Annotated in this window: 7 protein-coding genes; 5 read left to right on the forward strand and 2 right to left on the reverse strand. The window is 45.0% G+C overall.

Annotated features, from left to right (window positions below; all coding sequences use genetic code 11):
• Nucleotides 1–160 precede the first annotated feature (160 nt).
• The 3 genes from KTG12_RS07080 (at nt 161) to KTG12_RS07090 (ending at nt 5,631) form a co-directional block, all read left to right on the forward strand.
• Nucleotides 161–2,476 (forward strand): cation:proton antiporter, encoded by a 2,316-nt coding sequence (locus tag KTG12_RS07080; RefSeq protein ID WP_138272930.1) that lies wholly within the window; start codon nt 161–163, stop codon nt 2,474–2,476.
• An 85-nt stretch (nt 2,477–2,561) separates the two neighbouring features.
• A complete protein-coding gene (locus KTG12_RS07085; protein WP_005650313.1) occupies nt 2,562–4,580 on the forward strand; it encodes an alpha amylase C-terminal domain-containing protein in 2,019 nt (672 codons plus the stop codon).
• A gap of 76 nt (nt 4,581–4,656) precedes the next feature.
• Nucleotides 4,657–5,631 carry a type I phosphomannose isomerase catalytic subunit gene (locus tag KTG12_RS07090; protein WP_005640267.1) on the forward strand — a complete coding sequence of 325 codons (975 nt, stop codon included), beginning with the start codon at nt 4,657–4,659 and terminating at the stop codon, nt 5,629–5,631.
• Nucleotides 5,632–5,749: 118 nt separating this feature from the next.
• On the opposite strand, the gene xyl3A is transcribed toward KTG12_RS07090, so the two are convergent.
• Nucleotides 5,750–8,356, reverse strand: a complete 2,607-nt coding sequence (gene xyl3A, locus KTG12_RS07095; RefSeq protein ID WP_005640269.1) for a xylan 1,4-beta-xylosidase — start codon at nt 8,354–8,356, stop codon at nt 5,750–5,752.
• A 205-nt stretch (nt 8,357–8,561) separates the two neighbouring features.
• Between xyl3A and KTG12_RS21695 the strand changes: the two genes are divergently transcribed.
• Both KTG12_RS21695 and KTG12_RS21700 read left to right on the forward strand, forming a co-directional pair.
• Nucleotides 8,562–8,813 carry a DUF5032 domain-containing protein gene (locus KTG12_RS21695; RefSeq protein ID WP_254189038.1) on the forward strand — a complete coding sequence of 84 codons (252 nt, stop codon included), beginning with the start codon at nt 8,562–8,564 and terminating at the stop codon, nt 8,811–8,813.
• A gap of 14 nt (nt 8,814–8,827) precedes the next feature.
• A complete protein-coding gene (locus KTG12_RS21700; RefSeq protein ID WP_371745254.1) occupies nt 8,828–9,220 on the forward strand; it encodes a DUF5032 domain-containing protein in 393 nt (130 codons plus the stop codon).
• Nucleotides 9,221–9,226: 6 nt separating this feature from the next.
• On the opposite strand, the gene trmD is transcribed toward KTG12_RS21700, so the two are convergent.
• On the reverse strand, nt 9,227–9,901 hold the full coding sequence (trmD, locus tag KTG12_RS07105; protein WP_005642273.1) for a tRNA (guanosine(37)-N1)-methyltransferase TrmD: 675 nt from the start codon (nt 9,899–9,901) through the stop codon (nt 9,227–9,229).
• Nucleotides 9,902–10,152: the final 251 nt, after the last annotated feature.

Consider the following 10,152-nt stretch of genomic DNA (forward strand, 5'->3'; position numbering starts at 1 on the left):
AGCTGACCTTGACTATAAAAGCCACTAAAGCTTATCTGGATCGTGTAGCTTTAGTGGCTTTTTGCAAAAAAACAAAATCGCCAGTAAAATATTTCCTTATACAAGGAGTTATATTAATTCATTTCGCTATTTTTGCAAAAAACCGTATCAGAGATAGCAGATGGGTAAAGGAACAAAAAGCATAGCCTTTTATTTGATGATGATCCTGGTCTTTGGCTCACTCATGTATTTCATAGTCAAAGAAGGAGAAAGCCAGCAGGTCGGAACAGCCGTTCAGACCATGCAAAATGCTCCCCAAACTATGGGGGAGGGATTTCTTGTGTTCTGGGATTCGGTTACTCGCCATATCCAGTCGTCGATGGGAATCCTTCTTCTGCAAATTATTACCATATTAATTGTCTGCCGCTTGTTCGGTTGGATGTTTCAAAAGATCGGCCAACCCACCGTCATCGGTGAAATCGTAGCTGGTATCGTACTCGGTCCGTCTGTGCTCGGCCATCTTTTGCCGGGGGTATCTGCGTTTCTTTTTCCACTCGAGTCATTAGGTAATATCACCATATTAAGCCAATTCGGTCTTATCCTTTTCATGTTTGCCATCGGTATGGAACTGGATATCGGCGAAGTTCGTAAAAAATTGAAGGAAACTATCCTGATCAGCCATACCAGTACGATCGTGCCGTTTTTCTTCGGTATGCTGACTGCTTATTATGTCTATGGATCTTATGCTCATAAAGGAACACCATTCCTGTCGTTCGCTCTATTTATCGGGATCGCCATGAGTATCACGGCTTTTCCCGTTTTAGCCCGGATTATCCAGGAAAAAGGGTTGACCAAAACACATTTGGGAACTATCTCATTGGCAAGTGCTGCCAACGGAGACATTACTGCCTGGTGCCTGTTGGCCGTCGTGATTGCCATCGCTCAGGCGGGTAGTATGCTGAGTGCCGTTTACAATATATTATTCTCCATTCTGTACATTCTTTTTATGTTTCTTGCTGTTCGTCCTTTCTTACGGATGATCGGGCATATATACCATAATAAAGAAGTGATTGACAAAGCACTGGTGGCCCTGATGTTCCTGTTACTGATCGTATCCTCCTATTTTACCGAGATATTAGGGTTGCATGCTCTTTTCGGCGCCTTTATTGCAGGCGTGGTCATGCCAGGGAACATCAAATTCCGCAAGATCATGACGGAAAAGGTGGAAGACGTATCATTGGCGCTCTTCCTGCCGCTTTTTTTCGTTTCGACTGGACTGCGTACGGAGATCGGTCTGCTGAACACACCGGAACTTTGGGTCATGTGTGGAATCTTCATCGTAGTGGCTATTATCGGTAAGTTCGGGGGTGCTTTGTTTTCCGCTCGTTTTGTCGGTGAAAGCTGGAAAGACAGTTTTTACATTGGGGCTTTAATGAATACACGCGGTCTGATGGAGCTGGTCGTGTTGACGATCGGTTATGAGATGAAGATATTGCCGCCTTCTATTTTCGTCATGTTGGTTTTGATGACCCTGGTCACGACCTTTATGACAATCCCGTTGGTTTCTTTCATTAAATTGTGTTTCAAGACACGTGAAAAGATTAAGGAACATCAGGTTTGTGTGGAACCGGCCGACGGGATATTTAAGGTTCTCCTTTCATTCGGACGTGCCGGAAATGGACAGATTATGCTTGATGTGGCTCACCAGATGTTTGCCCGTGGAAAGAACAAACTGGACTTGACGGCGCTACACCTGACCGTCGGGTCCGATGTCAATCCGTTACATACGGATAATTTTGAGGAAGTGAGTTTCGGACCGATCTTGTATGGAGCCAAAAAATTAGGTATGCACATCCATACACGCTATGAGGTTTCGAATAACGCCGGACAGGATATTTGCGACATCGTCAATAACGAAGGATTTGACTTCCTGCTGGTCGGTTCCGGCATCTCCATGAGCGACTCGCCGGACGATATCGCGGCTACCCGTTACCGTACTTCCTTCTATAACCGTTATTTCAAACGCTTCAAAGCTCCCGAATCCTGGTTTTATCCTGGTGCGTTGCTGAAAGATAAGACTAAGATGTTTATTGCCCGCAGTAATTGCGACGTCGGTGTATTTATTAACCGAAATTTCGTGAAGGCCACCAATACGTTGGTGGTTATCAGTTCCGAAGAAGATCTCTTTCTGCTCGACTACACAAGGACATTGCTGAAAGCGACTCACGGTTCTGTCGGTATTGTAGCCAAGATGTCCACCACAACACCCGGACATGATCAAATTCTCAAAGAGCTTTGGGATTTCGTCTCGTCCATCCCACAAACCCAGCTGTTACCGGATAAAGACCTGACGCCGGGATTGTTCAATAGCTATAACTTCATGCTGATCGGCTACAACACTTGGAATGACGTATCCGAACACCGTAAAGAGGCCCTTCAAAAGATGCCGTCAACATTGATTTTGAACAAGAACAGACGGAGTTCTTCGGATAATTGATTTAAGCCTATGCATTTGCAACGGACTTTTTATTTATATGTGAGTTTTTTCTTCTATCTTTGTGCGAAACCAATCTCAAAAAATCATGGAGTCGCTAAATCTAATAAAGAATGACCCTTGGCTGGCCCCCTATAAGGAGGCAATAGAAGGACGGTACCAATACGTGGTAAACAAAGAGAAGAACCTGACCGGTAACGGCAGACAGACGTTGTCGGAAATGGCTTCCGGGTATCTCTACTTCGGATTGCATAAGACAAAGAGTGGATGGGTTTTTCGTGAGTGGGCACCCAATGCTACTGCTATATATATGATTGGGACTTTCAACGAATGGAAGAAGGACGATCGGTATAAGTTGCAACGGTTGGGCAATGGCATTTGGGAGATTGCGCTTGCTGAAGGTTTGCTGCGTCATGAAGACCTGTTCAAACTCCTAGTCGAGTGGGAAGGAGGCTGCGGGGAACGTATTCCTGCATGGATACGGCGTGTCGTTCAGGATGAAAATACCAAAATTTTCAGCGCGCAAGTATGGAATCCGGAGAAACCTTATGTGTTCAAGCATAAACGGTTTAAGCCTAATGTCTCTCCATTGCTGATTTATGAATGTCATATCGGTATGGCTTCGAATGAAGAGAAAGTCGGCAGTTACGACGAATTCCGTCGTATGGTGCTGCCCCGTATTGCGAAGGAAGGATATAATGCCATTCAGATTATGGCTATCCAGGAACATCCTTATTATGGTTCGTTCGGTTATCATGTCAGCAGTTTTTTTGCCGCATCTTCCCGTTTTGGTACGCCGGAAGAACTGAAACAGTTGATAGACGAGGCTCATAGTATGGGGATTGCTGTGATTATGGATATCGTACATAGTCATGCTGTCAAGAACGAAGTAGAAGGCCTCGGACGTTTCGATGGATCTTACACGCAATATTTTCTGGGCGGTGCCCGTCGCGAGCATCCGGCATGGGATTCCCTTTGTTTCGACTATGGAAAGAATGAAGTGCTTCATTTTTTGTTGTCGAACTGCAAATTCTGGCTGGACGAGTATAAATTCGACGGTTTCCGTTTTGATGGCGTGACCTCGATGCTTTATTACAGTCACGGACTGGGCGAAGCATTTTGTAATTATGCTGATTATTTTAACGGTCATCAGGATGGTGATGCTATTGCGTATTTGACGTTGGCTAATAAGCTTATCCACGAAGTCAATAAGAATGCGATTACGATTGCCGAAGAAGTAAGCGGAATGCCCGGATTGGCTGCCAAATATGAAGATGGCGGTTATGGCTTCGACTACCGTATGGCAATGAATATCCCCGATTACTGGATCAAGACGATCAAGGAAAAGAAAGACGAAGACTGGCATCCTTCTTCCATCTGGTGGGAGACGACGAACCGCCGTGCTGACGAAAAGACAATCAGCTATGCGGAAAGTCATGACCAGGCGTTGGTGGGTGACAAGACGATCATTTTCCGTCTTATCGATGCCGACATGTATTGGCATATGCAGAAAGATGATCACAATTTTATGGTGGAACGGGGTGTAGCTTTGCATAAAATGATCCGTCTGGTCACGGCCTCCACCATCAACGGTGGTTATCTGAACTTTATGGGGAATGAATTTGGCCATCCGGAATGGATCGATTTCCCGCGTGAAGGAAATGGCTGGTCGCATAAGTATGCACGCCGCCAATGGGATTTGGTCGATAATATGGATTTGAAATATCATTTCTTAGGCGATTTCGATCGTGAAATGTTGGAATTGATCCGTAGCGTGAAGAACTTCCAGTCCACTCCGATACAGAAAGTTTGGGATAACGATGGGGATCAGATTTTGGCTTATATGCGAAAAGACTTGGTGTTCGTATTCAATTTCAATCCGACAAAATCGTTTGCCGATTACGGTTTCCTTGTGCCTAAGGGTGAATATGAGGTGGTACTGAATACCGATGCTAACCGATTCGGTGGCTTCGGGCTCGCGGATGATACCATTCATCATTTCACGCAATTCGATCCATTGTATAAAAAAGAGAAAAAAGAATGGCTCAAATTATACATTCCGGCACGCAGCGCTGTTGTATTGAAGAAAGTAAAGAAAGCGAAATAATTTGTGATTTATAATTTGTGATTTGTGGTCAATGCGTAAATCATAAATTATAAATCTGATAAATCAAAAATCAAATATGTTATATCCAATGACATTTAAGCCTATCCTCAAGAAGATTATCTGGGGAGGCTCTGACATTTGCCCGTTTAAGGGCATCACTCCGGTGCAGGAAGGTATTGGCGAAAGTTGGGAACTTTCACATGTAGAGGGCAATTATTCTGTTGTAGATAATGGTGCACTTGAGGGTAAAACGCTAGATGAACTGATCCGTACATATGGCAAGCAACTGTTAGGGGAAAAGGTGGTCGAACAATTTGGTTCCATATTCCCTTTGTTGATCAAGTTTATCGATGCACGCGATAATTTGTCTATTCAGGTTCATCCGGATGATGAATTGGCAAAGAAACGCCATAATTCTTTTGGCAAGACAGAAATGTGGTATGTGATCAATGCTGCCAAAGGTGCCGGCTTATATTCAGGCTTTTCAAAGCAGATCAATGCGGATGAATACGTGAAACGTGTCGAGGATAATACGATCATGGATGTGTTACAACGATACGAGGTGAATCCTGGCGATGTATTCTTCCTGCCCGCGGGCCGTGTACACGCTATCGGAGCCGGTTGCTTTATTGCTGAAATCCAGCAGACGAGCAATATCACCTATCGTATATATGATTATGACCGTAAGGGACCGGATGGCAAAGGGCGTGAATTGCATACCGAACTGGCAAAGGATGCGATCGACTATACCTTGTATCCGGACTACCGCACCCATTACAAAGCACATACGAATGCGACTGTAGAGCTTGCAGCCTGCAAGTATTTTACAACGAATTTGCTGGATGTCGATACGATCATGGTTCGTGATTTCTCCGAACTGGATTCTTTCGTCGTTTATATTTGTATGGAGGGTAAAGCTTCTATCCGTGACAATAAAGGCAATGAAATTTATATTCACCAAGGACAAACGGTCCTGATTCCGGCAGATACGGATGTCGTGACGATTTCACCGGTTCCGGGTGCCAAATTTATGGAGACGTATATTGGATAAGACCCATAGGGTTACGCCCTTTAACCTTATGGGTTAGGAGGCGTAATGCATAGGGTTATGGAATAGATAGAATGCCGCAGGTTTTTCCGGATTATCCGGAGACCTGCGGCATTTGTTTTTATTCGATTGTCAACTCTAATCTCTCTAAGGCTTTTTCGTCTGATGAACCGCCGTAAAGTATCTGATATTTTCCGGGACGGACTTCCATCGTTTGTGTATTGTCGTTAAAAGAGTGGAATGCTTCGGGTGTCAGCTCGATGTTGACTTCCTGGCTGTCGCCAGCTTTTACGTGTACACGCAAGAAAGCCTTCAGCGCTTTGATCGGCCCTTCCGGATCGTTCGGATTTTTGATGTAGATTTGTGCGACTTCGTCACCATCCATTTTGCCGGTGTTGGCAATGTCGAACGTCAGTGTGACAGATTGGTCTTTGGTAATCTTGCCAGAAGACAGCTTCGCATTCCGATAGGCAAAGTTCGTGTAGCTCAAGCCGTATCCGAACGGATAAAGTGGTGTTTCGGTCATATAACGGTAGGTACGGCCTTTCATGCTGTAATCTTCAAAGTCCGGCAACTGGTCGATCGATTTATAGAATGTGACTGGCAAGCGACCTGACGGATTGTAGTCGCCAAACAGGATGTCGGCAACCGCTGTCCCGGCTTCTTGTCCGCCATACCAGGCATTCAGAATGGCGTCGATGTTGGCATCTTCCCAGTTTAAAGCCAGGGCACTACCCGTACAAAGCACGTAGACAACCGGTTTACCCGTTGCTTTCAGTGCTTTTACCATTTCTTGTTGTACTTTCGGTATCTCGATATTGGTGCGGTCTCCTTTCTTGAAACCTTCCACGTTGACCGGCATTTCTTCACCTTCCAAGCGAGGCGAAATACCTCCGACATAGACAATCACATCTGCATCTTTGACTTTAGCGGCAGTGGCGGCATAATCGACAGGTCGACGCGTACCGATCTGGAAGTTAAGGTCAGCGCTACCCGTGCGTTGCATATATTCGATCTTGACAGGATATTTCTTTCCTTTTTCCGCATTCAGCATATACGTCTTTTCTGCCCCGTATTCGTTTTCCCAAACTTCGGCTACTTTTTCATCTCCGATAAAGAGGCGGAAGGCGTCGTTTCCTGACAACTTGATCTCAACCTGTTCCGTCTCTGGTGCTTCAAACTCGCCGGTAAAACGTGCTGTGAAGTTTGTCAGGTTTACATTCGGTGCGAACTGCGTGTTTCCGCCTGTCGTATAATGTAATTGGCTTGCTAAACCTTTATAAACGGCTTCTCCCTTGAATTCCGTATTGTTGTAGAATTCGGAGGCGAATCCCTGTCCGGCAGGGGAGGTGATGTGGTTGCCCAAGTCTTGGATTACGAAGTCAGCCGCATGATTACATCCTAATTCGTAGATTACTTCTGTATCGGGCACTTTGTTGCGGATACCTTCCAATATTGTTACGGTATGCGTCGGGAAGCCGTTGTAGTTCGCCCAAAGCATGGTCGAGTCGGCGGCATTCGGACCGACAACTGCAATTTTCCGGATCGTTTTACTCAGTGGAAGTGTGTTATTCTTGTTCTTCAGCAGCACCATACTCTTATGCGCCATTTCGAGTGCTTGTGCCACATGTTCGGGGCTTTCCACCACGTTGTATGGGATTTGAGCATAAGGAACCCGCTCGTCCGGATCGAACATGCCTAATTCAAAACGACCTTTCAGCAGGCGGCGTAGGGAGACATCCAGATCATTTTCGGATATCTTTCCCTCCTTTAAAGCTTTGATCAAAGCTTTATAGCTGTTGCCGCATTCCAGGTCAGTCCCGTTCAGGACAGCATCTGCAGAAGCGCTTTCCGCATCGGGATGTGTTTCGTGGCGAGGCGTGCGTTCGTCCCGTTGCCAGAAGTCGTTGATCGCACCACAGTCGGAAAGGATGATGTTTTCATATCCCCAACTATTCCGAAGGATGTCGATGAGCAGTTTGTCGCTACTACAGCAGGGTTTGCCTTGATAGCGATTGTAGGCGCACATGACTTCCTGTACATTTCCTTTTTTTACCAAAGCCTCGAAAGCTGGCAGGTAGGTTTGCCATAAATCACGGGGCGTCACTGTGACGTCAAATTCGTGACGGTTCCATTCCGGTCCGCTATGGACTGCATAATGCTTGGCGCAAGCATGTGTCTTAAAGTATTTCGGATCGTCTCCCTGCAAGCCTTTCACTACGGCAACCCCCATCCGTTCTGTCAAGTACGGATCTTCTCCATAGGTTTCCATGCCACGGCCCCAGCGGGGATCACGGAAGATATTGATATTCGGCGTCCAAAAGGTCAAGCCTTTGTAGCGGTCATATTCTTTATTTTTTTGATACTGATGGTATTTGGCGCGAGCTTCATCGCTCACCATTGTAAATGTTTCGTACAGTGCGTCGTCGTCGAAAGTCGCCGCCATCGCGATAGCCTGTGGGAAAACAGTCGCTTTTCCGGCACGTGCGACACCGTGCAAGGCTTCGTTCCACCAATCGTATTCGGGTATACCGAGGCGTTCGATTGCCGGAGTCGTATTCATCATTTGGCCGATCTTCTCTTCAGCAGTCAGACGTTTCAAGAGGTCGTCTATGCGTTCGTCGATAGGGAGATCAGGATTGCGAAACGGATAATCTTCTTGTCTTTGGCTACAAGAAACAGACAGCAATAATGTTAGTGCTGCTACCGTCAGATGTTTCATTCTCATGTTATTAAATTTTAGATATTGTATGCTTTACGTTTTATCTTATTGTAAGATGTTTGTTATTAGCCATTTATTATGATAAATTATATTGCAAAGCTAATGGTTTACTCGCATTTCTTCAAGTAGAATTACTTAAAATAGGTTACTTCGTCCGTTATTTTAGCAAATGTCCTATTTTTGTAAGATCGAATAATAAAAAGAAAGAGAGATGAAGAAATTTTTAAGTGTGCTTTTGATGGTGGCAGGTCTTATGTCTTGTGGAGATGATGATAAGCCGTTTATTCCTGAGTTGAACAAGCTGACGAGTGTTACATGTACGAAAAACGAAAATGCTTTTTTTAACGCGAATATCACTTATGACCAGGACAAGCAAATCAATCGGATTATATTAAATACGGAAGGAAATCAGTTTCGCAGATTATCCAGTGGCCGAATGAGGACGGTTCGGGTTATCAGGTAAGAGAACTAGGTGAGGTGGATCGCTATTCGTGGGAAAATGGAAATGCGGTGCATTATGCTTATCTGCCACAGAAAGAGATTACATATGAATATAATTCTCAATTACGTCCAGAGAACTTTCCGTTCCGAGTTGTCAATTCATTTCAACCGGTCGGCTTTGATGTGATTTCTCCGTTGAACCTGCTCTATGGGAAGATGAATCAGAATCTGCCAACCCGTGCCTATTGGTATAATGTCTCCGATGCAACGGATATTTGCGCCGAATATACATTCCGCTATACGTTGACCGGCGATTATATCACAGGCATGACGATTGAAGAAAAGATCAATCCCGTGAATGGTGCAACTGCGGAAAATAACACGTATGAATATGAGTTTATCTATAATTTCGTAGTAGAGCAGAAGTAGGACAATTTACTTCAATAAATCGGGGCGTAGCCGGGCTGTCCTTTCTTGAGCTTGTCCGAGACGCCATTCTTCGATCTTGCGTTGGTGTCCGGACAGAAGGACGTCGGGAACTTTCCAGCCGTTGTAATCGGCAGGCCGGGTATAGACTGGGGGAGCTAGCAAATTATCCTGGAACGAGTCGGAGAGGGCACTTTGCTCGTCGCCGATTGCTCCGGGAATAAGACGTACGACGGCATCTGTGATGATGGCGGCAGCCAACTCGCCTCCTGTCAGGACATAATCACCAACAGATATTTCCTTTGTTATCAGATGTTCACGGATGCGGTAGTCGATTCCTTTGTAATGTCCGCAAAGGATGATCAGATTGTTCAGCATCGACATGCTGTTTGCCATCGGCTGGTTGAAGGTTTCCCCATCTGGCGATGTGTAAATAACTTCATCATAATCCCTCTCGCTTTTCAAAGCCGAGATGGCCCGGTCGATAGGTTCGATCTGCATAACCATGCCGGCTTCACCCCCGAAAGGATAATCATCCACACGCCGCCATTTGTTGGTCGTGTAATCCCGCAGATTGTGTAAATGTATTTCAGCCAGACCTTTGTCTTGTGCCCGTTTCACAATGGAACAGTTTACCATTCCTTCGATCATCTCGGGAAGTACGGTCAGTATATCAATGCGCATCATATTTTATTTCAGATTTATGGTGCAAATGTAGGAGATTTCCCAAAGTCTGCAAAATAAAGTTTTGTAAGCATGGATTTTTAGTTTTTTGCAAAACAACTATCATACTATCATAAATGAATTTATATGCTTGTAAAACAGTATGTTATTCTATGATAGTTCTTGCTTTTAACTATCATTTATCTATCATAACTATGTAAGCGTCTCCGCGATGCTACCATTGTTCTTCAAACAAGAGTATTTAGCTTTGT

The sequence above is a fragment of the Parabacteroides sp. MSK.9.14 genome (assembly GCF_019041495.1).
GTDB classification, from domain to species: Bacteria; Bacteroidota; Bacteroidia; order Bacteroidales; family Tannerellaceae; genus Parabacteroides; species Parabacteroides merdae.

Coding starts and splice junctions, on each gene's coding strand:
- KTG12_RS07080 (WP_138272930.1), top strand. CDS start 161: ATGGGTAAAGGAACAAAAAGCATAGCCTTTTATTTGATGATGATCCTG.
- KTG12_RS07085 (WP_005650313.1), top strand. CDS start 2,562: ATGGAGTCGCTAAATCTAATAAAGAATGACCCTTGGCTGGCCCCCTAT.
- KTG12_RS07090 (WP_005640267.1), top strand. CDS start 4,657: ATGTTATATCCAATGACATTTAAGCCTATCCTCAAGAAGATTATCTGG.
- xyl3A (WP_005640269.1), bottom strand. CDS start 8,356: ATGAGAATGAAACATCTGACGGTAGCAGCACTAACATTATTGCTGTCT.
- KTG12_RS21695 (WP_254189038.1), top strand. CDS start 8,562: ATGAAGAAATTTTTAAGTGTGCTTTTGATGGTGGCAGGTCTTATGTCT.
- trmD (WP_005642273.1), bottom strand. CDS start 9,901: ATGCGCATTGATATACTGACCGTACTTCCCGAGATGATCGAAGGAATG.